This window comes from Bacteroides sp. 1001136B_160425_E2, from assembly GCF_015559655.1.
GTDB lineage: Bacteria > Bacteroidota > Bacteroidia > Bacteroidales > Bacteroidaceae > Bacteroides > Bacteroides luhongzhouii.
The window spans coordinates 208,279-235,251 of the sequence record NZ_JADMQH010000011.1 but is presented as its reverse complement, the minus strand read 5'-3'; the positions used below and the strand labels follow the sequence as shown (position 1 = coordinate 235,251).

General features: G+C 42.6%; 24 protein-coding genes and 3 tRNA genes. 6 read left to right on the top strand and 21 right to left on the bottom strand.

Going from position 1 to position 26,973, the window contains the following annotated elements; genetic code table 11:
- Window positions 1-280 precede the first annotated feature (280 nt).
- The 6 genes from I2I04_RS13205 to dnaN form a co-directional block, all read right to left on the bottom strand.
- Window positions 281-1,987, bottom strand: coding sequence for a serine protease (locus I2I04_RS13205; RefSeq protein WP_195655211.1), 1,707 nt, complete (start codon window positions 1,985-1,987; stop codon window positions 281-283).
- 1 nt (window position 1,988) lies between these two features.
- A complete protein-coding gene (rlmB, locus tag I2I04_RS13200; RefSeq protein ID WP_143260637.1) occupies window positions 1,989-2,783 on the bottom strand; it encodes a 23S rRNA (guanosine(2251)-2'-O)-methyltransferase RlmB in 795 nt (264 codons plus the stop codon).
- Window positions 2,784-2,811: 28 nt separating this feature from the next.
- Complete coding sequence (recN, locus tag I2I04_RS13195; RefSeq protein WP_143260639.1) at window positions 2,812-4,482, bottom strand: DNA repair protein RecN; 1,671 nt, start codon at window positions 4,480-4,482, stop codon at window positions 2,812-2,814.
- A gap of 19 nt (window positions 4,483-4,501) precedes the next feature.
- Window positions 4,502-5,710, bottom strand: a complete 1,209-nt coding sequence (gene coaBC, locus I2I04_RS13190; protein ID WP_143260641.1) for a bifunctional phosphopantothenoylcysteine decarboxylase/phosphopantothenate--cysteine ligase CoaBC — start codon at window positions 5,708-5,710, stop codon at window positions 4,502-4,504.
- A complete protein-coding gene (locus I2I04_RS13185; protein WP_143260643.1) occupies window positions 5,710-6,489 on the bottom strand; it encodes a 3'-5' exonuclease in 780 nt (259 codons plus the stop codon). Before I2I04_RS13185 ends, coaBC begins: the two co-directional genes overlap by 1 nt.
- 112 nt (window positions 6,490-6,601) lie before the next feature.
- Window positions 6,602-7,726 (bottom strand): DNA polymerase III subunit beta, encoded by a 1,125-nt coding sequence (gene dnaN, locus I2I04_RS13180; RefSeq protein ID WP_195655210.1) that lies wholly within the window; start codon window positions 7,724-7,726, stop codon window positions 6,602-6,604.
- A gap of 152 nt (window positions 7,727-7,878) precedes the next feature.
- Here dnaN and I2I04_RS13175 point away from each other — a divergent pair, with 152 nt between their 5' ends.
- Window positions 7,879-8,253: a DUF3127 domain-containing protein gene (locus I2I04_RS13175; RefSeq protein WP_143260645.1), complete on the top strand. Its 375-nt coding sequence runs from the start codon at window positions 7,879-7,881 to the stop codon at window positions 8,251-8,253.
- A gap of 252 nt (window positions 8,254-8,505) precedes the next feature.
- Here the strand turns inward: I2I04_RS13175 and I2I04_RS13170 are convergent, their stop codons facing one another.
- From I2I04_RS13170 to I2I04_RS13150, 5 genes are all read right to left on the bottom strand, one after another.
- Window positions 8,506-10,080, bottom strand: a complete 1,575-nt coding sequence (locus I2I04_RS13170) for a DUF3352 domain-containing protein (RefSeq protein WP_195655209.1) — start codon at window positions 10,078-10,080, stop codon at window positions 8,506-8,508.
- 83 nt (window positions 10,081-10,163) lie between these two features.
- The gene (locus I2I04_RS13165; protein ID WP_195655208.1) at window positions 10,164-10,922 is read right to left on the bottom strand and encodes an MBL fold metallo-hydrolase; all 759 of its coding nucleotides are present in this window, start codon (window positions 10,920-10,922) and stop codon (window positions 10,164-10,166) included.
- Window positions 10,923-10,932: 10 nt separating this feature from the next.
- Window positions 10,933-11,925 (bottom strand): UDP-N-acetylmuramate dehydrogenase, encoded by a 993-nt coding sequence (murB, locus tag I2I04_RS13160; RefSeq protein ID WP_195473167.1) that lies wholly within the window; start codon window positions 11,923-11,925, stop codon window positions 10,933-10,935.
- 98 nt (window positions 11,926-12,023) lie between these two features.
- On the bottom strand, window positions 12,024-12,872 hold the full coding sequence (locus tag I2I04_RS13155; protein ID WP_143260653.1) for a DUF4348 domain-containing protein: 849 nt from the start codon (window positions 12,870-12,872) through the stop codon (window positions 12,024-12,026).
- Entirely contained in the window at window positions 12,872-13,825 is a 954-nt protein-coding gene (locus I2I04_RS13150; RefSeq protein ID WP_143260655.1) for an NAD-dependent epimerase/dehydratase family protein, read from the bottom strand. The genes I2I04_RS13155 and I2I04_RS13150 overlap by 1 nt, the downstream gene beginning before the upstream one ends.
- Before the next feature lie 136 nt (window positions 13,826-13,961).
- On the opposite strand from I2I04_RS13150, the gene kbl reads away from it, so the two are divergent.
- Both kbl and I2I04_RS13140 read left to right on the top strand, forming a co-directional pair.
- A complete protein-coding gene (kbl, locus tag I2I04_RS13145) occupies window positions 13,962-15,155 on the top strand; it encodes a glycine C-acetyltransferase (protein ID WP_143260657.1) in 1,194 nt (397 codons plus the stop codon).
- 174 nt (window positions 15,156-15,329) lie between these two features.
- Complete coding sequence (locus tag I2I04_RS13140; RefSeq protein WP_195473169.1) at window positions 15,330-15,737, top strand: DUF2721 domain-containing protein; 408 nt, start codon at window positions 15,330-15,332, stop codon at window positions 15,735-15,737.
- 32 nt (window positions 15,738-15,769) lie between these two features.
- Here the strand turns inward: I2I04_RS13140 and I2I04_RS13135 are convergent, their stop codons facing one another.
- The 10 genes from I2I04_RS13135 to purU form a co-directional block, all read right to left on the bottom strand.
- Window positions 15,770-18,034, bottom strand: coding sequence for a sensor histidine kinase (locus tag I2I04_RS13135; protein WP_195655207.1), 2,265 nt, complete (start codon window positions 18,032-18,034; stop codon window positions 15,770-15,772).
- A gap of 154 nt (window positions 18,035-18,188) precedes the next feature.
- The gene (locus I2I04_RS13130; protein WP_143260663.1) at window positions 18,189-18,668 is read right to left on the bottom strand and encodes a ferritin; all 480 of its coding nucleotides are present in this window, start codon (window positions 18,666-18,668) and stop codon (window positions 18,189-18,191) included.
- A 143-nt stretch (window positions 18,669-18,811) separates the two neighbouring features.
- Window positions 18,812-19,972, bottom strand: a complete 1,161-nt coding sequence (lysA, locus tag I2I04_RS13125) for a diaminopimelate decarboxylase (protein WP_143260665.1) — start codon at window positions 19,970-19,972, stop codon at window positions 18,812-18,814.
- Between the two features lie 78 nt (window positions 19,973-20,050).
- Window positions 20,051-21,370: an aspartate kinase gene (locus tag I2I04_RS13120; RefSeq protein ID WP_195655206.1), complete on the bottom strand. Its 1,320-nt coding sequence runs from the start codon at window positions 21,368-21,370 to the stop codon at window positions 20,051-20,053.
- Window positions 21,371-21,383: 13 nt separating this feature from the next.
- Complete coding sequence (locus I2I04_RS13115; RefSeq protein ID WP_143260669.1) at window positions 21,384-22,112, bottom strand: cell division ATP-binding protein FtsE; 729 nt, start codon at window positions 22,110-22,112, stop codon at window positions 21,384-21,386.
- A 42-nt stretch (window positions 22,113-22,154) separates the two neighbouring features.
- Window positions 22,155-22,766 carry a bifunctional phosphoribosyl-AMP cyclohydrolase/phosphoribosyl-ATP diphosphatase HisIE gene (gene hisIE / locus I2I04_RS13110; RefSeq protein WP_195655205.1) on the bottom strand — a complete coding sequence of 204 codons (612 nt, stop codon included), beginning with the start codon at window positions 22,764-22,766 and terminating at the stop codon, window positions 22,155-22,157.
- A 189-nt stretch (window positions 22,767-22,955) separates the two neighbouring features.
- Window positions 22,956-23,708 (bottom strand): imidazole glycerol phosphate synthase subunit HisF, encoded by a 753-nt coding sequence (hisF, locus tag I2I04_RS13105; RefSeq protein WP_195655204.1) that lies wholly within the window; start codon window positions 23,706-23,708, stop codon window positions 22,956-22,958.
- Between the two features lie 133 nt (window positions 23,709-23,841).
- Window positions 23,842-24,561 (bottom strand): 1-(5-phosphoribosyl)-5-[(5-phosphoribosylamino)methylideneamino]imidazole-4-carboxamide isomerase, encoded by a 720-nt coding sequence (gene hisA, locus I2I04_RS13100; RefSeq protein WP_143260675.1) that lies wholly within the window; start codon window positions 24,559-24,561, stop codon window positions 23,842-23,844.
- Window positions 24,562-24,652: 91 nt separating this feature from the next.
- Window positions 24,653-25,243 carry an imidazole glycerol phosphate synthase subunit HisH gene (gene hisH / locus I2I04_RS13095; protein ID WP_008025486.1) on the bottom strand — a complete coding sequence of 197 codons (591 nt, stop codon included), beginning with the start codon at window positions 25,241-25,243 and terminating at the stop codon, window positions 24,653-24,655.
- Window positions 25,243-26,100: a formyltetrahydrofolate deformylase gene (purU, locus tag I2I04_RS13090; RefSeq protein ID WP_032812087.1), complete on the bottom strand. Its 858-nt coding sequence runs from the start codon at window positions 26,098-26,100 to the stop codon at window positions 25,243-25,245. Before purU ends, hisH begins: the two co-directional genes overlap by 1 nt.
- A gap of 441 nt (window positions 26,101-26,541) precedes the next feature.
- On the opposite strand from purU, the gene I2I04_RS13085 reads away from it, so the two are divergent.
- The 3 genes from I2I04_RS13085 to I2I04_RS13075 all read left to right on the top strand — a co-directional run bounded on the left by I2I04_RS13085 (window position 26,542) and on the right by I2I04_RS13075 (window position 26,871).
- Window positions 26,542-26,615, top strand: a tRNA-Asp gene (locus I2I04_RS13085).
- Window positions 26,616-26,669: 54 nt separating this feature from the next.
- Window positions 26,670-26,743: transfer RNA gene (locus I2I04_RS13080), tRNA-Asp, on the top strand.
- 54 nt (window positions 26,744-26,797) lie between these two features.
- Window positions 26,798-26,871: transfer RNA gene (locus tag I2I04_RS13075), tRNA-Asp, on the top strand.
- Window positions 26,872-26,973 lie beyond the last annotated feature (102 nt).

The window sequence follows — 26,973 nt, the reverse complement described above, 5'->3', positions numbered from 1 at the left end:
CTTTGGCTGTACGCTTGCCGCTATTAAGCTGCGTTAGGGACTTGCACCCGTTAGACTATGCCCATGTCGGGCGAACACGAGGAATCCCTGCCAATTTTCGAGTTGGCAGGGATTCATTTTTATGATTCAAAGGTTTTGAAGTTACTACATTTATTGCTAATTCATAAAATATCAACAATTTAGTTTACTTTTCCAGATAGTCTGATAAAACAAAACAAGAATAAGGAGTTAAACAAATCACCCATACCACAGATCGTTGTAGCATGGGTGATTTCATAATTTACTTGCAATATTTTGTAATCAGCTCATCTACATTCGGATCACCTAAATCTTTCGCTTTTTTGAAGTTTCCACAGGCTTCATCTGTCTTTTTCAACTGTATCTGGCAAAGCCCCAACAAACGGTAAGCTTCGGCATATTTAGGATCAGCCTTCAATAGATTATTCAAAATCTGAATAGCTTCTTCATAACGTCCTACACGCAGGTTTACCACTGCATGTTCCGCCTGATAGGTCAGGTCTGTCGGATTCATTTCGACTGCTTTAACTATATCATCTAAGGCGCGCTGGAATTGGCGTGCTTTCAAAGCGGCCTGTTCACGATAATAATAGAATACGTCGTTCACTTCTCCTTTGACTGCCGTATGATAAGCATCATAATCAAGCATCGCATTGCGTGGCTGGCCGGCATCCATATTCATCTGCGCACGTTCCAACAAATATGGAGCAAAATCTGCCGTGATCGGTTGCGGGCAACGGGCAATACAGCTATCCATCAAAGCTACGACTTCTTTCGGGTCACCTTTCATCAGCTCCTTCGTCTTGGCAGCACTAAAGAAAGTGGCCGGAGAAGCAATGTTGCTGGCATTTACCTTTTCATAAGCTGCCAAAGCACCAGCATAGTCTTGCTGGGCAAACAGTATATCACCTTCCATTTGAATGTAAATGGGCAGCGGATCAATAGCGATTGCCTGACGAACATTTTGCAAAGCAGTGTCATAAGTCCAGTCTTTATACGTTTTTTCCGGCTTCGACAATTGATAAGCATATATCAGCTTACCTATATTATAATATACATCATCTTTTTTCTGGGCTACTTTCAAAGCCTGATTAAAGTCGGCAACTGCTTTATCATACCAAGTCTGATCGTCTTTACCTTTAGCTGCATAATAATTGGCACGACGAAGATAACCATCCGCATTAGCTGGGAACTGACGGATAAAATCATCCAACAGCTTTTCGTAATCGTCACCCGACAGGCTTGAAGATGCCATAAACAAGTACACTAATGCCTGATCTTCCGTTTCGGGCAGCCCTTTCCGAATACCAATCTTTTTCAAAGCAGCGTCTCCCAAAGAAAGAGCACTGATTTTCTGTGACATGGCAAAAGCTGCTCCTGCCGCATAGCAAGTAGTCACTGTATCGACGCCGGATGATTTCTGCGCAATACCGAACACCTGACCTTCGGCATTCATCACCGGACAGCTCACCATCTTATCTTTCATCTGCATGCCTAATGTATAGTAATGATATTCTCCGGCTACTTTGGAAACATCTTTCACCTTACCAGTAACGCAAGCGATACTTTTTTGTGTAGAATAAGGAAGCATCCACGCATCGGCTCCCACTGCCGGAGCTGTTTTAGCCACAATCAGCGCAGGTACTTTCTTCTCGGTGATAGCCACACAGAACTTAATGACATCATACATATCATTCGCCCCAAGTATCAGGCTGACCGGCATCTGTTTGCCTTCGGAAGTGATTACCACCGCACGTTCGGCTCCTTTAAAAAGAGTATAATCTGATAAAGCCAATCCATCTTCAGATACAAAAAATCCGTTTCCGGTATTCAGCATTTTATCATTCTTGTCATAAGTCACCACAGAGAAGACTGCACGTTTTGCCTTCTCTACCCATTTGGGAGTTTGCGCCATGCTTCCCTGTATCAGGAAGAAAAGCAGCAAAGGTAGAATTAAAATCTTCTTCATATCAGTCATTATTTCTTTGTTTCACAGCTTCGTAAATCAGGATACCGGCAGCCACGGAAACATTCAGAGATTCGATGGTACCCAGCATCGGGATTTTCACCCATTCGTCACAGAGCGCAAGGTTATCATAAGAAACTCCCGTATCTTCCGCTCCCATGATGATGCACAGCGGTCCTGTATAATCGGCTTTTGTATAGTCGTAATCTCCCTTCTCGGTAGCAGCTACAATGCGAAAACCGCTGTCTTTCAGATATTGCAGAGTTGAACGGAGGTTCTGCTCACGACACACAGGCAGCGTGTGCAGCGCTCCTGCCGATGTTTTCACGGCATCTGCATTGACAGACGCACTTCCGCGGACTGGAATAATCACTGCATCGACAGCTGCACATTCGCAGGTACGGGCAATGGCTCCGAAATTACGTACATCGGTCACTCCGTCGAGCATAACAAAAAATGGATTTTTCCCTTGTTCAAACAAGAAAGGAACAAGATCTTCCGTCTTCTGATAAGTCACAGAAGAAATGAAAGCAACCACTCCCTGATGATTTTTCCGGGTGATACGGTTGATACGTTCCACCGGAACACGTTGAACCGGTATCAGCAGCCCTTTCAAAGCGGCAAACAGTTCTTTGGAAAGATCACTCTGAATGTCTTTCTTTACCAGAATTTTATCAATTTCTTTACCTGCCTGAATGGCTTCTATCACGGCACGAACACCGAAAATCATTTGCGCTTCTCCACGAGCATCCCCAGAAGAGGAGGTAGAGTCATTTCTGCTGTCTTTTTTATATTCCATACTTATTTATTCAATCTATTATTATTCATTAGCGAGAGGGAGAGGCTGCCAACAGGGATTTGGCATTGCTAAGGGCGGCCTCGGTCAGAGTGGCGCCACTAAGCATATGAGCTATTTCCTCTACTCGTTCTTCATCAGTGAGACGGCGGATATGACTGTTTGTTTCCGTATCGCTGTCTTTCTTATATACTTTATAATGAGCACGTCCACGGGCAGCAATTTGCGGCAGGTGGGTGATGCTGATTACCTGACGGTTCCGGTCGCCCATTTCCTGCATCATGTCTGCCATGCGGTCGGCAATTTCACCGGAGACACCAGTGTCTATTTCGTCAAATATGATAGTCGGCAGTTTCACAGCTCCGGCAATCAATGCTTTTATAGAAAGCATGACGCGGGCAATTTCACCTCCCGAAGCTACGGAAGAGATATTCTGCAAGGTGCCGTTCTTATTGGCAGAAAACAGGAAGTTGACTGTATCTTCCCCTTGCAATCCCGGTTCTTTCTTCAGTCCCATTTCGATCTGGAAACGAACATTCGGCATTCCCAACGGAATCAAGCGGGCGGCCAATTGCTTTTCTACTTCACGCGCAGCTTTCGTACGGGCCTTGGTCAGCAATTCTGCTTGTTGTTTCACCTGCTTATATTGTTCCTCTTTACGAGCGGTCAGCTCGGCAATACGCTCATCATAGGAAGTGATATCAGACAATTTGCTACGATATTCATCCGTCAACGCTATCAATTCATCAAGAGTCTGTACCCGATGTTTCTGTTGCAAGGAATAAATCAGGTTCAACCGTTCGTTCACTTCGTCCAGACGGACCGGATTGAATTCAACGGAATCGCTTTGTGAGGAGACTTCATGCGAAATATCTTTCAATTCGATATAGGCGCTCTCCATACGTTCGGTAAGTTCCTTAGCAGGCTGATAGACTCTTTGCAGGTTATTCAGCGTATTCAGACTATCTTTCAGGTATGAAAGCAATCCGCCTTCATCCGAGACAAATGACTGTTCTACCCGATAAAGTCCGGCTTTAATTTCCTCTGCATGACTTAGTGTTTCAGCTTCCTGCTCCAGCTCCTCCTGCTCTCCTTCCACAAGATGGGCTTCTTCGAGCTGTTCGAGTTGGAAGCGGATATAATCTTCATCGGAACGGCTTTTCTCTGCCAGTGACATTAATTCAGCCAATTCACGATCTGTCTGCTTCCATTCTCCATAACACAAATGGTATTTCTCCAATACTGCATCATTATGTGCCAGAATGTCAAGCACGTTCAACTGGAATCCTTCTTTATTGAGCAACAGATTCTGATGTTGAGAATGTACATCTATCAACTGTTCGCCCAGTTCTTTCACTTGTGCCAATGAGGCGGGAGTATCGTTGATGAATGCCCTGCTTTTCCCGGAAGCCTGTACCTCACGGCGCAAAATACACTCTTCATCATATTCCAATTCATTTTCTTCAAAAAACGGACGCATACCGTAGGCAGCAATATCAAACCGCGCCTCTATGATACATTTGGAAGCCCCGCGACGAATCGCTTTCACATCGGCACGCTGCCCCAGCAGGAGTCCGATAGCTCCCAGAATAATTGATTTCCCGGCTCCCGTTTCACCTGTTATAACGGAAAAGCCTGTTTCAAAACTGATATCCAGTTTTTCTATCAATGCGTAATTCTGAATGTATAGTGAACGTAACAAATTAATTAAAAATTAAAAATTAAAAATTGGGAGACAGGGTGGCTACCAGACGATCGATGATGTCTTGAGCTACTTCCGTTTTCGACTTCAAAGGATAGTCTGTACGACCTTTCCTGTCGATTATACTTATCTTATTAGTATCATGGCGGAAACCGGCTCCAGCATCATTCAACGAGTTGAGCACAATAAAATCGAAGTTCTTGCGTTCGAGCTTTCCTTCGGCATTCTGCTGCTCATTATTGGTTTCGAGCGCAAAGCCAACCAGACATTGTTGTTTTCTTTTTATAGCTCCTAAAGAGGCAGCAATATCTTGTGTTGCCCGAAGATGCAGGGTCAGTTCTTCTTCTTTTTCCCGCTTAATCTTCTTATCGGCTACCGTTTCCGGACGATAGTCTGCTACTGCCGCACAGAGAATCCCTGCATCAGCATCTGGAAAATGAGCCTGTGCCGCTTCGTACATCTCCCCGGCAGATTCGACATCGACACGGATAATACCAGAATGTTGCGTTTTGAGTTGGACAGGACCTGTTATCAAGGTCACCTGTGCTCCGCGACGGGCACATTCTTCTGCTAACGCAAATCCCATCTTTCCGGACGAATAATTGCCTATGAAGCGCACCGGATCAATCTTTTCATAAGTCGGTCCGGCGGTAATCATCACTTTCTTTCCGGATAGTTCGTCACTCGAAGCAAAAAATTCATCTAATACTCGGATGATATTCTCCGGCTCTTCCATTCGCCCCTTCCCTACCAGATGGCTGGCTAGTTCTCCTGTCCCCGGCTCGATAATATGATTACCGTAGGAACGCAGAATATCCAGATTTTTCTGGGTGGCAGGATGAGCAAACATATCGAGGTCCATTGCCGGAGCAACAAACACGGGAGCTTTTGCTGAAAGATAAGTGGTTATCAACATATTGTCGGCTATTCCGTGGGCCATTTTACCGATAGTGGAGGCAGTGGCCGGAGCAATCAAGACAGCATCTGCCCACAAGCCAAGATCGACGTGACTGTTCCATGTTCCGTCACGCTGGGCAAAAAACTCACTGATGACCGGTTTACTGGTCAACGCCGAAAGAGTGATCGGAGTAATAAATTCTTTTCCCGCCGGAGTAATTACAACTTGCACTTCCGCTCCTTGTTTTATCAGTCCACGAATGATATAGCACGCCTTATACGCGGCAATACTGCCGGTAATTCCAAGAATTATTTTCTTTCCTTTTAGCATTATTTTGTAATCAAATTACTCATTTCACGCAAGCGGATTTTTGTCAATACCGCCTTGGTGTTCAGCGTGAAATCACTATTCAAAATCCAACTGTAATATCCGGGATCTTTCTTCAATACCTCGGCTACAGACATTCCCTTATATTTTCCGAAGTTGAACACTTCTACTCCATTATCATCGTACACCATACGTCCGGCAAAATCGACATTCTTGCTGAAACTTGAATAATCAGCCAGGAACGCAATATCATTCTGAAGATCGGAGTATCGGTCTAACTGCGCTTTCAGCACCTCGTAAGTGGCTCGTGTATCTGCTTCGGCAGTGTGCGCGTCTTCCAGATTTTTGTCGCAATAAAACTTGTAGGCAGCAGACAGGGTGCGTTGTTCCATTTTATGAAAGATGACCTGTACATCTACAAATTTGCGTTTTGTCATATCAATATCCACTCCGGCACGAAGAAATTCTTCGGCAAGAACAGGAATATCAAAACGGTTGGAATTAAATCCTGCCAAATCGCAACCTTCAATGTCCCTGGCTATGTTTTTTGCCACTTCTTTGAAAGTGGGACAATCTACTACATCGGCATCATAAATGCCATGTATCGCAGAGGATGCTTCCGGGATATGCATTTCAGGATTGATACGTAATGTTTTTGCTTCTTCATTTCCATTCGGATATACTTTCAGATAGCAGATTTCAACAATCCGGTCTGTGTTGATATTGGTTCCTGTTGTTTCTAAATCAAAGAAAACAATGGGGTTTTTCAGGTTTAATTTCATTTCTGTTTATTTTATTGGGTCACCACAGAGGACGCAGAGGACACAGAGGGTTATTTAATAAATATTCAAATTTATCCTCTGTGTCCTCTGCGTCCTCTGTGATGAATTAGCATTAATCATTTAGCATCATCGGCATCAGCAGCATCAGCAGGTCTTCGTTTTCTTCCTGCTCTACCGGGATGATTACTCCGGCACGTGAAGGATCTGCAAGTTCGATGACTACTTCGTCTGCTGAAATATTGTTCAGTATGTCGATGAGGAATGTCGATTTAAAACCGATGCTCATTGCAGCACCTGCATACTGGCAAACTTGTGTTTCTTCAGCAGAAGTAGAGAAATCAATATCTTGCGCGGAAATCACAATCTGGTTTTCCTGCATACGGAGTTTAATCAAACTGCTGGCTTGTGACGAGAAGATAGACACACGACGCAAAGCTCCTACCAGTTGTTGGCGGTCTACAGTTACTTTGTGCGGATTATTTTGCGGAATTACCGAGTTGTAGTTTGGGTAACGTCCTTCAATCAAGCGGCAAACCATCCGGTAGCTTTCGAGCATGAAAACAGCGTTGCGTTCGTCAAATTCGATGGTCACTGTACCTTGTTCTTTCGGCAAAAGATTTTTAAGCAATGTAGCCGGTTTCTTCGGAAGAATGAAGGCTGCACGCTCGTTGCCTTTGGCTGCCAATGTCTTGCAACGCACCAGTTTATGACCATCCGAAGCAACCATTGTAATGTCTTCTGTTGTAATATCGAAATAAATACCGTTCATCACCGGACGAAGTTCATCATCGGCAGTAGCAAACACCGAACGGTTGATACCTCCCAAAAGTACGTTTGCTTCCATTTCTACGCGGACAGCATTATCACCCAGTGTAGCCGATTGCGGGAATTCATCCGCATTCTGCCCCATCAGGCTGTATTTTCCGTTCTGGTACTGCACTGTTATTTCATAATTATCCGGATTGATTTCGAATGTGAGTGGTTGTTCCGGAATTTCTTTCAGTGCGTCAAGCAATGTTTTCGCTACTACGGCAAAACGCCCGTTTGTATCGCTTTCATTCACTTCTACGGTAGTCACCATCGTTGTTTCACTGTCGGATACAGTCACAGACAATGTTCCGTCTTCCAATTCGAAGAGGAAACAATCGAGAATTGGCAGCGCATTTTTTGAATTAATAACACGGCTGATGGCCTGTAAATGGCTGGAAAGAGCAGTACTTGAAACGATAAATTTCATATATTTTCGTGTATTTAAGTTTTAAATGTTCTATCGCACAAAGTTACGAAAAAAGATTTGGGCTGCCCAATAAAACAAAAGAAAAAACAGGTATTGTGCGAGGGATATTACTAAAAAATTGTAACTTCGCCGCAGAATTTAAAATTATCGCAATGGAATTTACAGGAAAAATCATCGCTATCCTCCAGCCCAAAGGAGGAGTTTCAAAAGCTACCGGCAACGAGTGGAAAGCGCAAGAGTTTGTTATCGAAAGTCACGACCAATATCCACGCAAAATGTGCTTCGAAGTATTTGGGGCAGATAAAATAGATCAGTTCAACATTCAAATGGGCGAAGAACTGACTGTTTCATTCGACATTGACTCTAACCAATGGCAAGACCGCTGGTTTAATAGAATTCGTGCATGGAAAGTAGAACGTGTCAGCACTGGCGCCCCAATGGCCACAGGTGGCTCTGTTCCTCCTGCTGCTCCGTCGGCTATGCCGGAATTTACTCCGGGTGACGCAAAAGACGATCTGCCATTCTAAACCGAAAGTCATTCGTTCGACGAATAAGCATAAAAAACTCCCGATGGGATTAAATTCCATCGGGAGTTTTTTATACCCTTTTCTTCCCTCAAGAAAAACAAATCTTTGTCTTCTTTTTCATCTTCAGAAGAAGAAGTTTTTTATTTATTCCTTTGTTTATAATGGGGGATGAATTTTTCTGCATATTTTACAGATTCAAATATTAAATAGCGTCTTGAAAATGTATGGAGAAAGCAGACAAACGATGATTTTTTATTCTGATTTATATTTCAAAACAATATTAGGATATATCACTCCGTCTGTACAGACAAACTGAACAAAGAGGGTAAAATTATGGAAGAAATCAGCGTTACGCAGAAAGAAATCCGGTACAAAACGAACGTGATTTTCTGATTGCTGAAATATGTGGTCGAAATCCACCATCAACATAAAATGGTATGAATCGGACAAATGATCCATGCTTGTCTGATAGGCCATCGCTCCATTGAGTACCTCACCTTTATCCAGTTGGCGAATATAATGCGACAGAGCATCCGCATCAGGAGCGAGCAACAAGCGCCCGCCATAGAATACCGCATATACATCCAAAGTTGGTTCCGCAAAACTGGTTAGTTGTTCAAACAATGTCGTTTGAGGCAACCGATAGACAAGATATGCCTTATTTACAGTATAACAATAAGTTATACGGGGAATTCTTCTTCCTTCATCCGTCGGAGCGGCATTAACAAGAGCACGAAGCATTCGCTCGGCTTCGGCAACATCTGTCACAGCCAGGCTCAAGACTGCCGCTGCACCCTGTAAGGTATCTTCACGCTGAAAAAGACAGGCAACCAAATCCTGCCCGGCATTTTCCATCAAATAACGCGAAAACTCTTTATCTATATTTTGCACTTCGCTCGTACGGGAAACCACACCCTGCCCCTGCGCATTTCCATAAGAAAGCAGAGACGCCCAGTCCGTAATCCCCTGCCTGCTAAAACAGAAAGCTGTAGACGGCAATACCTCACCCGGAAATCCTTTTACGGATTGCTGCTGACGGAGCTGGTTTATAAACGCAAAACAAGAGTCTGCATCGTGAGTGATGCCGGAGAAATAGATGAAATCATCTTTCATCTTCATGTCAAATTCTGTCCATCCCATCATCCCTTGCATACGGGTATAGATGGTAGCGATTGCCGCACTTTTTTTCGGAGCACGCATGCCTGCAAAGGCAGAATCATCAGCCAATGATTTTCCACTTTTATATGCATCAATAACGTTTTCAATCAGTTTTTTCTGAAAACTCAATGCCATAAAATCAGATGTCAAATAACAGGCAAGGAAATCACCGTCCGCCATCGGATAAATGACAATTTCTTCTCCTTTGTAAACAAATGTTTTCGGCGGATAAAGTGAGGATATATATTTACGCACAAATCTGTTTACGAGTTCTTTATCTCCATTCCCTAATCTGCAATAAAGTACTTGATTACGTTCGTTATCCGGCTCGTGGAAACTAATCAGCATTTGATTCATTTGCCGGCTCAAACCGTGGGGAGTATCTTCTGAAAGGGCGTAAAGGCTCTGTTTCAGATAAGAAAAGAGTTTGGATACATAAAGATATTGCTGATTTTTACTACAAGTCAGATCATCTACTTCCGCTACAAATTCGAGCACATCATCAGTAACGAATACTGCTGAAGTTGTGGAGGGCACCAGTTCATAAAGATTAAAATCTTTCTGCCCTTCGGCTGCCGACAGCCTAAAAAAAGAGTACAATGCGAAACCTGAGCACAAAAGTACAACAGAAGACGTGATCGCTATTTTCACTATCGTACGAAGTTTCATAATATTCGCTGTTTATCGGCTAGGTGCAAAAATAATAATTTCTACAAAGAAAACAAAACTTTTGCTAAAAATTTCACCAATAATCAAAGATAGATATCCAATCCGTCAAACGCCAGGTGAATATTTTCCGGAAGGCCCTTTTCAACCTCCGCATGCAAGCCTATATCATGACTCATATGTATAAAGTATGTCTTCTTTGCCTGAATACGCCGTGCCACCGCCAATGCTTCTTCCAAATTTTGGTGAGTAGGATGCGAGGCGATGCGAAGTGCATTCATTACCAAAACATCTATTCCTGCCAATTGTTCATAAGATTCTTCGGGCATGATCAGCATATCAGTGATATAACCCAACTGCCCGATACGATATCCCAGAATCGGCAGTCGGCCATGCATCACACGCAGAGGAAGCACTTCCGTGTGGTTTATAGAAAAGGATTGCCCCACCGAAATTTCCTGCAAAGGAATATCAGGAACACCCGGATAACGATGATCAACAAAGCAATAGGGCATGCGCAAACGCAATCCTTGCGCTACATAATCTTCCGCATAAATAGGCACGGAACCGAACCGGCAAAACGGACGTAAATCGTCCAGTCCGCCTACATGGTCATAATGTTCGTGCGTAATGAGCACACCATCTATCCTCTCAAAAGGGAGATGCAATACCTGTGTCCGAAAATCGGGACCACAATCTATCAGAATCCGCGCGTCATCGGTCTCCACAATAGCAGATGCACGCAATCGATTATCTTTCGGATCGGAAGAAGTACAAACCGGACATGTACAGCCGATTTGAGGCACTCCCGTCGATGTTCCACTTCCTATAATTCTTACTTTCACTTATTAATTCTCAATTTATTAAGTTGACCTCCGGATGGATATCTATGCCGAACTTCTCACGAACAGAAGCCCGAACCGCATCTGAAAGTGCAATAATATCACTACCTTTTGCTCCGCCACGGTTCACCAGCACCAGTGCTTGTTTATCATGCACGGCAGCCGGTCCCAAGGCTTTTCCTTTCCAGCCGCATTGATCGATCATCCACCCTGCCGGAATCTTTACGCGACCGTCGGCCAGTTCATAATAGGGTATGCGGGGATATTCCTGTTGCAAAGCTTCCAGTTTTTCTTTCGGCACAATAGGGTTCATAAAGAAACTGCCGGCATTACCCAACACTTTCGGATCGGGCAGCTTACTCTCGCGGATATCAATAATCACTTTCCGGATAACAGACAGGGTCAACGACGGATATTTTTCAAGTTCCTGACGAATGGTGCCATAGTCTAACGTATAATGCTCTTCTTTACTTAGCCGGAAACGGACATAAGTAACAAAAGCCGACTTGTTTTCCGGACGTTTAAAGATGCTGTTGCGGTAGGTATATCCACATTCCTCTACTGAATAAACATGTTCTTCAGCTCGAATGTTCACCGTTTCCACAGCCGTTATCAGGTCTTTCACCTCAACGCCATAGGCTCCGATATTTTGCACCGCACTCGCCCCCACCTCACCGGGAATCAGCGACAGGTTCTCCGCTCCATACCATCCATGCTCTACACAATAGGCTACAAAGTCATCCCATACTACCCCTGCTCCCACTCGCACTGATACAGAGTGAGCATCTTCTTCTGTCACTTCGATTCCTTCAATGCGGGAATGTAATATCAGCCCGTCGTAATCTTTGGTAAACAACAGATTACTGCCGCCACCAATATGCAAAAAAGGTGTCGTAACGGCACCTTGCGCAATCAGTTTCTTCAGTTCTTCAACCGAAGTGTACTCTAAAAAACGAGCGGCATTGACATCGATGCCGAATGTATTGTAGGGTAAAAGAGAATACATATATTTTTAATTATAAGTTATATCGTTATTCGTTATAAGCCGACAAACACAGTTATATCATTGACAGCAAAGCTATTTATAGCGTATTACAACCTGTATCAAATGCTTGTATCTTCAAACTTATATAATTCCCATTCTCCGGCTTTACGACGGAAATAGAGGATATTGGAAAAACCATTACCGATACCTTTCAATGCCAGGATTTTCGTTGGCGAATCATCGTCATTCCGCTGTCCATAATTGATATTAGAAAGACGATCGGCAGGAAGTCCCGGTTTAAAAGCGAACCACTGATTAAGATCAAGGGTGGTCTCCAGAATAGAGAAATCATCATCCGGATCGGTGGTTACAAAAGCCAGAGGCTCACACACGCGCTTACTCTGAAAAAGACTATCTGCGGCAAAATGTCCGAAAAACTCTACAAAATTTTCATTATCACTTTGCTCAATGGAACGCAAATTAATTGCCTCCAGCATCCATGCACCTTTGATACGTTCAAAATAGTATCTTTTTACCATTCGTGTTTTCACGAACATCCACTCTACCTGCACGGAAGTGAGAGAGGTGTCTCCTACTAAATCCATATCTTCTTCTCTATCAAACAGAAGCGTATAGTAATGCTGTTTGGTAAACAAATCATCATGCTTCCAGTTACGCTCTTCGATATTCGATTTCTCATCTCCATTGTAGTAGGGCAACGGAAATTTCACGCGCTGGCGCTGTAACACGTCATCAGAAGCAAAATTGTAGATAAAATCATCGAAAGATTCATCCGCCTGTATAGGTTGCGGATCTTCCGGCGATTCACCACGGTGGATAGAATCGGCTATCTGCCGAATAGAATCCACTTCTTTAGTAATGGATGCGAAGGGGTCGATGTTTGTTTTCTTGTTTCCACAAGCGCCCAGTATACCGAGCAGCATGACCCCTGCAATTAGTTTTTTCATTATTTTAGTTTCTCTCTTAACTTTTCAAGCATATCCACCGTCATGCTTTCCAAATTGTAGGCCGGCTTCCATCCCCACTCTTCACGAGCGCAGGTGTCATCCAGGCTATCAGGCCAGCTATCGGCAATGCGCTGTTTCAAAGGATCTATGTCATAGATCATCTCAAACTGCGGTACATGCTTCTTGATAGCCTGATAAATCGTCTCCGGATCGAAACTCATAGAGGCGATATTGAAAGCATTGCGGTGTATCAATCTTGTCGGATCAGCTTCCATCAGTGTGATTGCTGCGTTCAGTGCATCCGGCATGTACATCATATCCATCAGAGTGCCTTGCTTAATGGGGCACACAAATTTTTCTCCTTTCACCGCCGAATAATAAATATCGACAGCATAATCGGTCGTACCTCCTCCCGGAGGGGTCACATTCGAAATAATGCCCGGAAAACGGACAGCACGGGTATCGACACCATATTTATTAAAATAGTAATCACTTAGCAACTCGGTCGTTACCTTAGTGACTCCATACATGGTACGCGGACGCTGAATAGTATCCTGCGGTGTTTTCGTATGAGGCGTACTAGCGCCAAACGAACCGATAGAACTCGGAGTAAACACTGCACATCCTTGTTCGCGTGCCACTTCCAGCACATTCCATAATCCATCGATACCTATTTTCCAAGCCAGCTTGGGTTTCGATTCGGCAACTACGGACAGTAGAGCAGCCAAATTATAAATTGTATCAATGTGATACTCTTTTACCACAGATGCAATCACCTCTCCATCCGTTACATCAGCAATTGCCGACGGTCCGGACTCCTTTAATTCCCCTTTAGGCTCTGCACCTGGGATATAACCTGCTACAACATTTGCATTTCCGTAACGTTTACGTAGCTCCATCGTTAGCTCCGACCCTATCTGTCCGGTAGCTCCAATAATCAAAATGTGTTTCATTTTTTCTTTTGACTTAGAATATCAAGCTTAAATAGTGCGCAAAGTAAGCACTTTTTTTTCAGATTTTAATCAAAAAGACATTGTTATTCCAAGAAAAATTGTGTCCTTTGCAATATAACTTAATCACCCAAACACTATGTACGGTAAAATGCAAGAATATCTCTGCCAAACATTGGCTGAAATCAAGGAAGCCGGACTTTATAAAGAAGAACGACTGATTGAAAGTGCGCAGCAAGCTGCCATCACTGTAAAAGGCAAGGAAGTGCTGAACTTCTGCGCAAATAATTACTTAGGATTATCCAATCACCCCCGATTGATTAAGGCTTCGCAGGAAATGATGAATAACCGTGGCTACGGAATGTCGTCTGTCCGCTTCATTTGTGGAACGCAAGATATACACAAAGAACTGGAAGCTGCCATCTCGGAGTATTTCCAGACGGAAGACACAATCTTGTATGCCGCTTGTTTCGACGCTAACGGCGGTGTATTCGAACCGCTTTTCTCTGAAGAGGATGCCATTATCTCGGATTCTCTGAACCATGCTTCTATCATTGACGGAGTACGTCTTTGCAAGGCAAAGCGTTACCGCTATGCCAACGCTGACATGAAGGACTTGGAAAGATGTCTGCAAGAAGCACAGGCACAACGTTTCCGCATTGTTGTGACGGACGGTGTGTTCTCTATGGACGGCAATGTAGCTCCAATGGATCAGATTTGCGATCTTGCCGAGAAATATGATGCGCTGGTAATGGTGGATGAGTCTCATTCTGCCGGTGTGGTAGGCGCCACAGGGCATGGAGTAAGCGAGTTGTATAAGACTCATGGACGGGTAGATATTTATACCGGAACGCTGGGTAAGGCTTTTGGCGGTGCACTGGGAGGTTTCACTACCGGTCGTAAAGAGATTATCGATTTGCTTCGTCAACGCAGTCGCCCGTATCTATTCTCGAATTCTTTGGCTCCAGGTATCATTGGTGCCAGTCTTGAAGTTTTCAAGATGCTGAAAGAGAGCAATGCATTGCATGATAAGCTCGTCGAGAATGTAAACTACTTCCGCGATAAGATGACGGCTGCCGGATTTGATATCAAACCGACACAAAGCGCTATCTGTGCCGTTATGTTGTATGACGCGAAGTTGTCCCAGATTTACGCTGCACGTATGCAGGAGGAAGGCATCTATGTGACAGGCTTCTATTATCCGGTAGTGCCGAAAGATCAGGCACGCATCCGTGTGCAAATTTCTGCAGGTCACGAAAAAGCACATCTTGATAAGTGTATCGCTGCCTTTATCAAGGTAGGCAAAGATCTTAATGTGCTGAAAGCGGAATAATTCCGGAGCAAGGTTTACTTGCAGAATCCATTTTTAGGCACGGATCACACGAATTACGCTGTTGCTTTATGCAAGCATATTTCTAAAAACCGTAAAATCCGTGTAATCCGTGCCTAAAAAATACTCTTTTATAAAATGACTTTTGAACCGCTACTTGACTATAAAAAATAGATTATGGAAGAACTGACTCTCACTACTCCTACCCTGCTTTTCTCGGCAGTTTCTTTGATATTATTGGCTTATACCAACCGTTTCTTATCTTATGCCCAACTTGTGCGCCAACTGCGTGACCGCTACATGGAGAACCCTTCAGATATCACCGAAGCGCAAATCGAGAATCTACGGAAACGATTGAATCTGACCCGTACGATGCAGGGACTAGGTATTGCAAGCCTTTTTCTCTGCGTAGTCAGTATGTTCCTGATCTATATCGGGCTGCAATTATTTTCTGCTTATGTATTCGGATTGGCATTGATTCTGCTGATAGCCTCTTTAGGCGTATCTTTCCGCGAAATACAGATTTCCACCCGTTCACTGGAGATTTACTTGGGAACGATGGAGAAAGGGAAAAATAAAAAATAAGATTAATGTATTTCCGTTGAAGTTTATCATTATCAAGATACCACCCGGCAAGGAAGGATGACCGTAAAGCGGCTTCCCTTGCCTATTTCGGACTTGAGTTCGATCTTTCCACCCAGCTTCTCTATTATCACCTGACAAATAGAAAGTCCCAATCCTGCTCCCTGCGAGAATTCGTTTTGTTTGTAGAAACGGCTGAAAATCATTCGTTGTTCTTCTCGTGGAATCCCTCTTCCGGTATCTTCTACATAAATCTGTACTTTGCCTTCATCCGGCAGATAGTTATATCCTAATTTGATATATCCGGTTTCTGTAAACTTACCGGCGTTATTCAGGAAGTTTGTCAGCACTTGCATCAAACGTTCTCTGTCCACGTTGATTTCCAAAGGAGTATCATCCACTTCTTTCAGGAATTCCAGACGTGGGGCAATCAGCACTTGGTGTGTCATATAGACATCGTCAATCAACTCTTTCACCTTGCACTTCTTGAATGAGAAAGACATATATCCTGATTCGATACGGGAAAGTTCCAGGATATCATTAATCAGCTTGAGCAATAACTCACTGTTCTTATTAATAGTACTGATATACTCTTCGCGTTCTACGGAAGTCAATCCTTCTTCCAATGCCAGTATATTGGCAAAGCCTACGATTGAATTAAGTGGAGTACGTATCTCATGGCTCATATTTGCGAGGAATGATTGTTTCAATTCCGCCTTTTCAGCCAATAAGCGTGCAGCTTCCAGCTCCTCTTCACGGTCTTTTATATCCTGCACATTCAGCAACAAACCTGCGGTTTTATATTCGCCTCCGGGTAGCTGTTTGGTGGTATAACGGAACTCCCACCACTGATAGCCTTTGCCGTCAAAGTTACAAAGCTCCTGCACAATTTTTTTATGAGCACTTTTCAGATTTCGCCAGTTGAACTTCACTCCCTCCCAATGATCAGGATGGATAAAACTCATGAATTCTTTATACGAAAGTTGTCTAGGATTTAGCCCTTGTGAGCACCAGAATGCATCTTCAAAAACAAAACGACCGTTATCCAATCTCCAGGCATACGTCATTCCACCCTCAATGGCTAATGACAATGTTTCTTTTTCATCAGCCAATGCTATAAGAGCCTGTTTTTTCCTCATCTGTTCCCGAAGGTATAGCCACCAAAGAGAAGCAAAAAGTAAAATCAAGAAAAGAACAAATGAAACGACTAGGGCTCCCCACAAAAATGGGTATTCGTCTCTGAACGGAATATTGATAATACGATATTTAGCAGGAATACTTTCTTTACTCAAGCCTATTTGCGTCATTGTATTCCAATCTACAACATATTCTTTCTGGCTTTCAACAATAGGCATGTCCGACGGGATTGCGCCATGCAATATACGAACGGCAGCTTTCACCTCTTCCTCCACCTGAATAGGCAACGAAGTGATGTATCCGCCCAGCAATTTCTCACCAAACCCAAAAGCTTCATTGATGGCTGTCAGACTGGGACTGCCACAGATGCTTCCAATATTAATGGTGGTGTAATCACGTTTCAACTGAATGTAGCATTGATCGCGATAGCTTCTGTTCAACACCCACATAAAGGTAGCGTCCGAATGGTTTCTGGCATTACGTAAAGGAATAGCCATGAAACGAGTATAACCTTCTTCCTGCGTCAAACGTATCTGTTCTTCAGGAGAAAGTTCGGGGTTATCAATAAATCCGGTCACTTTATGACCTTTAAACTGTTCCTTTGCATCTCTTCTGATTTGTTTATCGATATAAGTGGTATCGAGCATGGTAAACAACCGGACATGCTTACCGAAAAGTTCTTTTGCCACACTGATATTCTCATTAAAGGCGATTTTATCATGGAAACCCGTCACATTAGGATGGCGTTTCAACAATCCCCAATTCGGGTAATTGACACCACCAAATACCACAGGTACTTCTTTGCCCAACTGAACCCCACATTTCATCAATGAATAGGTAGCCTGATCTTCATTCACCAGAATCACTTCCGGTCGCCAGTCTTTCGAAACGGAATCAACCAGGAAGCGCATTCGCTCCAACTCCGGTTCTTCCCAATAAGACTCACAATCTAAATAAACGGTACGAATATCAGCATCTATTTTTTCTTTCTCAAATTGCTCGGCTATCATCCGGTTAAATTCCGGATAAGCTGTGTAAGTCTCCTCATAAGAGTGGATAACTAGAATACGTCGTTCTTCTTTTTGAGAACAACTACTCACCCCAAAAAGGAGCAATAAAAATATAGGGAGCAATCTGAAAATTCCTCTATTCACATCATTCATTTATAATAATCGGGATTAATTTCTCTCTGACTCGTAATACAAAGGTAGTTTATTTTCGAACATAAGCCAAATAAGTGAAAAAAAAGAAGCTGTCTGAACAGAAATTCAGGCAGCTTCTATCTATATAAAGAACTATTTTTTCAGAGTAGCATCATTAACGCTGTCCCAATTGTGAATCTACGAAGAAAATTCCGGTATCACCGGCTTTCTTGACTTTATCAACAATGCCTTGCGCTGTAGCTTCTTCTTCTACTTGTTCACGAACAAATCCCCACAAGAAATCCTGTGTTGCTTTATCCTTTTCAGCAGCTGCTACGTCTACCAGCTTGTCCACCAATTGAGAAACATGACATTCATGTTTGTAAACGTGTTCAAAAACTTCGAGAGGTGTACCCCATCCGTTAGGAACAACATCTATTTTATCCACTTTAGCAGTTCCTCCACGTTTGATGATATAATCTGCCATTGCATAAGCATGTCCCATTTCTTCTTGGGATTGCTTTTTCATCCAATGAGCAAAACCGCTGAAACCTTCTTTCTCAAAATAGAAAGACATTGCTAAATACAGGTTAGCAGACCACATTTCAGCAGTAATCTGTTCGTTAATTGCATTCTGTAATTTTTCTGAAATCATAATCGTATTTTTTTATTAAGTTGTTAATGTAGTTTCTTTTTGAACTCATTACAAAAATAACACGCTTTCAGTTAAAATTGTTCCATGCGCCCTCTATTTTTAAACTACATTCACATTTTGATTGTAGCGGTTCATTTTTCTACTTACACCAGTTCGTCAGAAGTATATCCTTTTGGCAGTTCACGGCAGTTGTATCCGGAAGCCATAATTTCGCCATAAGCACCGGCAGAGCGAAGAGCTATCAAGTCACCACGCTTCACTTTGTTCAAATCAATTGCTTTTCCGAAAACATCTGACGATTCACAGATCGGCCCTACTACATCGTATGCTTCCAACGGTTCTTCAGAAGTTATATTTTCCATTTTATGGAATGCCTGATACAAAGCCGGACGGATCAGATCGGTCATACCTGCATCAAGGATGGCAAATTTCTTCCGTGTTCCTTGTTTTACATAAAGGACCTTGGATATCAAAGAACCACACTGGCCTACAACAGCACGTCCCAGCTCAAAATGCAATGTCTGATAAGGACGCAATTTCAATTGTCCGGCATAGGTAGCAAAGTAATCTTTGAAATTCGGGATAGCCTGACGGTTGGGGTGTCCGTAATCAATACCCAAGCCACCACCTACGTTGATATGTTCTACCAGAATTCTCCGTGCTTCCAGTTTGTCCTGCAACTCATTGACACGATTGCAGAGGGCCACGAAATCACCCATATCCAGAATCTGCGAACCAATGTGAAAGTGAAGACCGATAAACTTTACGTTTTTCATCTCTTGTGCTACGTCTATCACCTTGTCCATGTCCTGCATACTGATACCGAATTTGTTTTCTGCCAAACCGGTAGTTATATTGGCATGTGTATGTGCACCGACATCGGGATTGATGCGGAAAGCAACATTGGCAATTTTATTTTGAGCAGCAGCCAATTCATTGATTACTTCCAGTTCGGGGATAGACTCGACATTGAAACAGAAGATGCCATACTCCAGTCCGAGATTGATTTCCCAGTCGGCTTTGCCAACTCCTGCGAAAACAACTTTATTGGCAGGGAATCCGGCACGAATAGCGGCACGGATTTCTCCGCCGCTCACACAGTCGGCTCCCATTCCGCTCTCACGGATAATGGTAAGTACTTTCGGGTTGGCATTGGCTTTAACAGCGTAATGCACTGAATAATTAGGATATTTGGCAACCTCATGGTTAATAGCCGACAATGTATCACGCAGCACTTTGGTATCGTAATAATAGAAAGGTGTCTGCAAAGTACGGAATTTATCGATTGGAAATATTCCCTTCATAATTCGAAAAACTTGTTTAGTTGGTTAAAAAAGAGCGCTTTTATCAGTTCGGTAAAAGCGCTCGTGTTATTTGTGGATTTATTTGTCGTTGAAAAGCATATCGCTCAACGACTGTAAAGCTACTTTCTTATCGCATTCCCGAATGAGGAAGGAGATATTGTAGTTACTTCCTCCGAACGAGATCATTCGCACCGGTATATTCCGCATCGCATCAAGTGCTTTCGCTTCAAAACCGACATTTTCCCATTCAAGGTCACCTACAACGCAGATGATACACATATCTTTATCAACGGTTACTGTTCCGTATTTTTTCAGATCGTCCAGAATCTCGTTAAGATGCTTCGTGTTATCGATTGTTACAGATACACCCACCTCTGAAGTACAGATCATATCAATAGATGTCTGATAGCTTTCGAAGATTTCGAATACCTTACGCAGGAAACCGTGAGCCAATAACATACGGCTGGATTTGATCTTGATAGCAGTAATGTTTTCTTTTGCGGCTACTGCCTTGATTTTACCTTTTTCCGTATCGTTGGAAATCAGCGTGCCCGGAGCATCCGGATCCATTGTATTCAACAGACGAACAGGGATATTGGCATATTTAGCGGGCTGGATACAGGTAGGGTGCAGGATTTTTGCACCAAAGTAAGCCAACTCGGCTGCTTCTTCAAAGTGAAGCTGACGTACCGGAGCGGTCTTGTCAACAATACGCGGGTCGTTATTGTGCATACCGTCGATATCTGTCCAAATCTGGATTTCGGAAGCATTTACTGCGGCTCCAATCAGAGAAGCTGTGTAGTCACTACCACCACGTTGCAGATTGTCTATCTCACCGTAAGCATTGCGACAGATGAAACCTTGTGTAATGTAGATTTCTGTATCCGGATAGAGTTCGAACTGTGCGCGCAACTTATCCTTAATATATACAGGATCCGGTTCTGCGTTCTTGTCAGTACGCATGAATTCCAAAGCCGGAAGCAACACAGACTTCACACCACATTCCTGCAGGTAGAAGTTTACCATCGCCGTAGAAATAAGCTCTCCCTGTGCCAAAACCACTTTCTCTTCGAACAAAGTGAAAAGGTCTTTAGTATAGGAGCGGATGTAGTCGAAGTGGGATTTGACAACTTCAAGACCTTTCTGTTTATATTCCTGGGTTGCAAAAAGCTCATCAATGTGCTGTTTATATTTCATTTCCAGCTTATTGATAATCTCGTTGGCACCCTCCGGATTCTTCTTATACAGATAGTCCGAAATTTCCACCAATGTGTTTGTTGTTCCTGACATAGCAGAAAGAACAACAATCTTTTGTTCACCATCGGTAATCAATTTGGCTACTTCCTTCATGCGCTGAGCAGAACCTACGGAAGTTCCTCCAAACTTTAAAACTTTCATTTTCGTTACTGTTTTAGTTATCTATATTTAAATCTATTTCTATTGTTCTCTGTCTGGGCATGTATTCGGCTGTCACATCTACAATCTGATGGTCGGCACAACGATATACCCTGCCCGGATACTCTTTCAGCAATTGCAGATTGTGCGTTGTCATCACTACGGATGAGCCGGATTCACAGATATTGCGCAACAATTCAACAATGGCTTTACCTGTCTCTACATCCAAATTTCCGGTGGGTTCATCCGCCAGAATAATAGCGGGAGAATTGAGTACGGCACGTGCAATCACAATGCGTTGTTGCTCTCCACCGGAAAGCTCGTTCGGGAGCTTATAACCTTTGTTGGACATTCCCACCAATTGAAGCACTTCTTCAATGCGGTCTTGGATTTCCTGTTTGTTTTTCCAGCCTGTGGCACGAAGCACAAATTCCAGATTATTATATACAGTTCGGTCTGTGAGCAACTGAAAATCCTGAAAGACAATGCCTAATTTCCGGCGCAATTGCGGGATATGTTTACGTTTGATAGAACGCATGTTATAGCCCAACACTTCCGCTTCACCGTCAATTACGTCCAGTTCGCCATACAAGGTCTTGAGCAAACTCGTTTTTCCCGAGCCTACTTTTCCGATCAAATAGACGAACTCTCCTTTGTGCAATTCCAGATTTACGTCGCTTAGCACACAGAGTTCCTGTTGATGGATTTCTACGTTCTTATATTGAATCAACGCCTCGTCATCCATACTGGCTCCTGTTTTAATTTTTAATTATTAAATTTTCATTGTTTAGTGCTTCTTCCATGTACTGCTGTGTCTTTCCTGCAATTCACGTGCAAGGTCTTCGAGACGATAGCCTTTTGAAGTAAGCAATACAATCATGTGATAAATAAGGTCGGCTCCTTCGTAGATCAAACGTTCGTCAGTACCGTTTGTTGCTTCAATTACTGTTTCTACAGCTTCTTCACCTACTTTTTGAGCTATCTTATTGATTCCCGACTGAAACAGACTGGTAGTATAAGACCCTTCAGGCATTTCTTCATGACGTTTGTCTATGAAATCTTGCAATACTTTCAGGAACATAACCGGTTCTTCGTTTTTCTCACCCCAACAAGTATCTGTACCTGTGTGGCACACGGGGCCTACCGGATCTACCTGAATCAATAGTGTATCATTGTCGCAATCGGCCTTTATAGATACAACATGAAGGAAGTTACCGCTTTCTTCGCCTTTTGTCCACAAACGATTCTTGGTACGGCTAAAAAATGTCACTTTTCCGGTTTCTACCGTTTTATCATAAGCTTCTTTATTCATGAAACCCAGCATCAAGACTTTACGTGTCTCGTTGTCCTGTATGATAGCCGGAACAAGTCCGTTCATTTTATCGAAATCCAATTCCATTTTTATATAAGTTCTAATTACTATTTCAAATTACAATTACGCTCTCTTCGCCTACGGAGTTTTTTGCAGATATCCCATTCTATTTATCTAAATATATTATCCATCTGCAGGAAAACCCGGCCGAGGTGCCTCCCTCCTGATGGCAATTCCTTCACCGCAGCCTAAAGGCTAATTTTTGCTACGCAGCAATTACCTGATAGTAATTCCTTCGCCGCAAAGATACGATTTTAATTCGGGAATTTTAATTTCTCCGAAGTGAAAAACGCTGGCAGCCAATGCAGCATCCGCCTTTCCTTGTAAAAAGACATCGCGGAAGTGCTCTTTACAACCCGCACCTCCCGAAGCAATGATAGGAATGGAAAGCTGATCCGCCAAAGCGGCAAGTGCATCATTTGCATAACCGGCCTTTACACCATCGTGATTCATGCTTGTGAAGAGAATCTCTCCAGCTCCGCGTTCCTGAGCTTCTTTTGTCCACTCAAACAAGTCTTTATCCGTTTCGATACGTCCTCCATTCAAGTAACATTTCCAACCATTTTCGGTTTGTTTGGCATCTACCGCCAACACACAAACCTGCGAACCGAAATTCTTTGCAATCTCGTCAATCAATTGAGGATTACGGATAGCGGAAGAATTGATAGAGATCTTATCCGCCCCTGCATTCAACAGGCGGTCTACATCACTTAATTCGTTGATGCCGCCACCTACGGTAAATGGGATATTGATATTAGCAGCAATCCGTTTTACCAATTCCGTAAAAGTCTTACGTCCTTCATGACTTGCGGTGATATCCAGAAAAACAAGTTCATCTGCTCCTTGTTCACTGTAAGCACGGCCTAACTCTACCGGATCACCAGCTTGGCGCAAATTGACAAAATTCGTTCCTTTCACAGTTTGTCCGTCTTTTATATCCAGACAAAGTACTATTCTTTTTGCTAACACAATCCTATTTTATTTATTGTTCAACAATTTATAATCTATATTCCTAAAGCTTGATTCTTTATTTCCTCTTATAACAATAAGGTAGCCATTTATAATATAAAATATAAACAGCCATTTCATTCTGGTACACTAATTATAAAAAGATTCTCAAATCTTTTAAGGTAATATGTCCTTCATATAATGCCTTACCGAAAATAACTCCGGGAACACCAGCTTCATCCAAAGCAACAATATCATCCACCTTACTCACCCCACCACTAGCCATCAGATAGAGATCGGGAAATTTAGCCAGCATCTCCTTATATAAATCAATCGAAGGACCACCCAACATTCCGTCACAGCTAATATCCGTACAGATTACTTTTCGTATACCTTTATCTATATAATTTTCAAGAAATGGAAAAAGTTCACAGGCACTTTCGTCTTTCCAACCATTGACAGCTATCTTATGATCTTTCACATCTGCCCCCAGAATGATTTTCTCACTGCCATATACTTCCAGCCAATGACAGAACAATTCCGGATCTTTCACCGCAATACTTCCACCTGTAACCATCTGCGCTCCACTTTCAAAAGCTATTTTCAAATCTTCATCACTCTTTACTCCACCACCAAAATCGATAACAAGAGAAGTGTGTACAGCAATCCGTTCCAACACCCGATAATTGACTACATGATGAGAAGCGGCACCGTCCAAGTCTACCACGTGAAGCCTGCGAACACCGTTCGCTTCAAACTCCTTGGCAACTTCCACCGGATTTTCATTATACACCTTTTTACTATCGTAATCTCCCTGGGAAAGGCGTACGCACTTTCCGTCAATAATATCAATGGCTGGAATAATTTCTATCATCTATTATTTATTTGCTAAAAGTTTATTATAAACGATGAACGAGTTTATTATAAACTATGATGGAGTTTATTATAAACGGCAACATAGTTTATTATAGATTCAAAAAGTTCGTCAGAATTTTCTCTCCCGTCTTGCCGCTTTTCTCCGGATGAAACTGGGTAGCATAAAAATTATCTTTATGCAAAGCAGCACTAAACGGATGAATATAATCAGTTGTAGCAGCAGTAAAGTCACAAGTAGGCACATAAAAACTATGCACGAAGTAGACAAATTCTTCGTCGGTGAATCCTTCAAAGAGTTTGCTGTTCGTTTCCCCAATTGTGTTCCAACCCATGTGCGGAACTTTATCTTCATGCTTCTGTGGAACAAAACGTTTCACGTCCACATCAAAGATATTCAAACAATCGACCTCTCCTTCTTCAGAATACCGACACATCAACTGCATACCGAGACAAATTCCAAATACAGGCTGACGGAGATTTTTTATCAGTTCGTCCATTCCCGTTGCTTTCAAGTGGTTCATGGTAGTTTCCGCCTCTCCCACTCCGGGGAAAATAACTTTATCTGCTGATTGGAGTTCTTCTTTATCAGCAGTAATCACCGCTTCCACACCCAACCGCTTTAAAGCATAATCCACAGAACGAATATTGCCGGCATTGTATTTTACAACTGCTACTTTCATCAGCTAAATATTACTGTTTTATTTTTATAAGCCAAAACTTTACGTTCGATGTGCTTCTGCACTGCACGCGAAAGAACGATTTTTTCCAAATCTTTTCCCTTATTTACAAGGTCCTCAATAGCGTCTTTATGAGTAATGCGTACTACATCCTGTTCAATAATCGGTCCGGCATCCAGTTCTGACGTTACATAATGACTAGTTGCACCAATAATTTTCACACCTCTCTGGAAAGCCGCATGATAAGGCTTCGCCCCTACAAACGCAGGAAGGAAAGAATGGTGAATATTGATAATCTTGTTCGGATAAGCATTAATCATCTGCTCGGAAATTACTTGCATATAGCGTGCCAATACAATAAATGTAATCTTATGTTTGGCAAGCAGTTCCATCTCCTTACGCTCCTGTTCTTCTTTTGTCTCCTTTGTGATAGGAAACAGATAGAAAGGAATTCCAAACCGCTCTGCTACGTGCTGCAAATCCGGATGGTTGCTTATAATAAGAGGTATTTCTACATTCCATTCTCCGGCTGTATACCGTGCTAACATATCGAAAAGACAGTGTGACAGCTTAGAAACGAAAATAGCCATACGTGGTTTTACATCAGAGAAATAAAGACGAAAATCCATTTCATATTTTTGCCCGTAGAGAGTTCTGAAATAATCTTCAATTTTCTCCTGCGGAACCAGAAAGTCTTTCAGTTCCCATTCAATACGCATGAAGAATATGTTCTCTACATGATCTACATATTGATCCAGATAGATAATATTTCCTTTGTTTACCGTAATAAAGTCTGTCACTTCTGCAAGGATTCCCGGTTTGTCGGGACAGTGCAATAACAGTTTGGCTGTTGTCATCATTCTTTTTACTAATTAACGATTCTAGGCGGATTATTTTCCACCTTTCTTATTTTAGTCCGCAAAAATAACGATTTATTGCAAAATTACGAATTATTCAAGCAGAAAGTTGATATAAAAACGGTGATTTCTTACAGATAGAAAGATATCGAGAGTTATTTTCTATGAATAGAATGACAAACTTCAGGATAGTGACGCTATTGACTTCAGATAGTGACGCTATCCTATCGTGATGGCGTCACTATAACAACCGGATAGCGTCACTATCCGAAGAGAAAAAAAAACAATATTTATTTCATTACAAAAGTACTCAAAATGAGACACTAAGCGTTTTTCTCGTTTTTTCTTGAAAAAAACTTTTCTCAAAACGCTTGCAGATTTACAAAAAACAACTACCTTTGCACCCGCAATCGAGAGAGATACAGATTAACAAAATGAAATTCTGGTGCGTTAGTTCAGTTGGTTAGAATACATGCCTGTCACGCATGGGGTCACGGGTTCGAGTCCCGTACGCACCGCTTCTTCAATAGAGAGGCAGAAAGAAATAAAAAAAGTTAGTCCAAATAAAATTTGGTGCGTTAGTTCAGTTGGTTAGAATACATGCCTGTCACGCATGGGGTCACGGGTTCGAGTCCCGTACGCACCGCTTCTTCAATAGAGAGGCAGAAAGAAATAAAAAAAGTTAGTCCAAATAAAATTTGGTGCGTTAGTTCAGTTGGTTAGAATACATGCCTGTCACGCATGGGGTCACGGGTTCGAGTCCCGTACGCACCGCTTCTTAAGAAAGCGAAACAAAGAAAAAGCTCTGTAATTCAATGATTACAGAGCTTTTTTTATTTCACTTTTCTACTTTGTACACAGTTGGCTATCTAGCCA

Excerpts from the sequence above, each read along its gene's own strand:
- I2I04_RS13205 (WP_195655211.1), bottom strand. The coding sequence starts at position 1,987 with ATGAAGAAGATTTTAATTCTACCTTTGCTGCTTTTCTTCCTGATACAG.
- rlmB (WP_143260637.1), bottom strand. The coding sequence starts at position 2,783 with ATGGAATATAAAAAAGACAGCAGAAATGACTCTACCTCCTCTTCTGGG.
- coaBC (WP_143260641.1), bottom strand. The coding sequence starts at position 5,710 with ATGCTAAAAGGAAAGAAAATAATTCTTGGAATTACCGGCAGTATTGCC.
- I2I04_RS13185 (WP_143260643.1), bottom strand. The coding sequence starts at position 6,489 with ATGAAATTAAACCTGAAAAACCCCATTGTTTTCTTTGATTTAGAAACA.
- dnaN (WP_195655210.1), bottom strand. The coding sequence starts at position 7,726 with ATGAAATTTATCGTTTCAAGTACTGCTCTTTCCAGCCATTTACAGGCC.
- I2I04_RS13175 (WP_143260645.1), top strand. The coding sequence starts at position 7,879 with ATGGAATTTACAGGAAAAATCATCGCTATCCTCCAGCCCAAAGGAGGA.
- I2I04_RS13170 (WP_195655209.1), bottom strand. The coding sequence starts at position 10,080 with ATGAAACTTCGTACGATAGTGAAAATAGCGATCACGTCTTCTGTTGTA.
- murB (WP_195473167.1), bottom strand. The coding sequence starts at position 11,925 with ATGTATTCTCTTTTACCCTACAATACATTCGGCATCGATGTCAATGCC.
- I2I04_RS13155 (WP_143260653.1), bottom strand. The coding sequence starts at position 12,872 with ATGAAAAAACTAATTGCAGGGGTCATGCTGCTCGGTATACTGGGCGCT.
- I2I04_RS13150 (WP_143260655.1), bottom strand. The coding sequence starts at position 13,825 with ATGAAACACATTTTGATTATTGGAGCTACCGGACAGATAGGGTCGGAG.
- kbl (WP_143260657.1), top strand. The coding sequence starts at position 13,962 with ATGTACGGTAAAATGCAAGAATATCTCTGCCAAACATTGGCTGAAATC.
- I2I04_RS13140 (WP_195473169.1), top strand. The coding sequence starts at position 15,330 with ATGGAAGAACTGACTCTCACTACTCCTACCCTGCTTTTCTCGGCAGTT.
- I2I04_RS13135 (WP_195655207.1), bottom strand. The coding sequence starts at position 18,034 with ATGAATGATGTGAATAGAGGAATTTTCAGATTGCTCCCTATATTTTTA.
- I2I04_RS13130 (WP_143260663.1), bottom strand. The coding sequence starts at position 18,668 with ATGATTTCAGAAAAATTACAGAATGCAATTAACGAACAGATTACTGCT.
- lysA (WP_143260665.1), bottom strand. The coding sequence starts at position 19,972 with ATGAAGGGAATATTTCCAATCGATAAATTCCGTACTTTGCAGACACCT.
- I2I04_RS13120 (WP_195655206.1), bottom strand. The coding sequence starts at position 21,370 with ATGAAAGTTTTAAAGTTTGGAGGAACTTCCGTAGGTTCTGCTCAGCGC.
- I2I04_RS13115 (WP_143260669.1), bottom strand. The coding sequence starts at position 22,112 with ATGGATGACGAGGCGTTGATTCAATATAAGAACGTAGAAATCCATCAA.
- hisIE (WP_195655205.1), bottom strand. The coding sequence starts at position 22,766 with ATGGAATTGGATTTCGATAAAATGAACGGACTTGTTCCGGCTATCATA.
- hisA (WP_143260675.1), bottom strand. The coding sequence starts at position 24,561 with ATGATAGAAATTATTCCAGCCATTGATATTATTGACGGAAAGTGCGTA.
- hisH (WP_008025486.1), bottom strand. The coding sequence starts at position 25,243 with ATGAAAGTAGCAGTTGTAAAATACAATGCCGGCAATATTCGTTCTGTG.
- purU (WP_032812087.1), bottom strand. The coding sequence starts at position 26,100 with ATGATGACAACAGCCAAACTGTTATTGCACTGTCCCGACAAACCGGGA.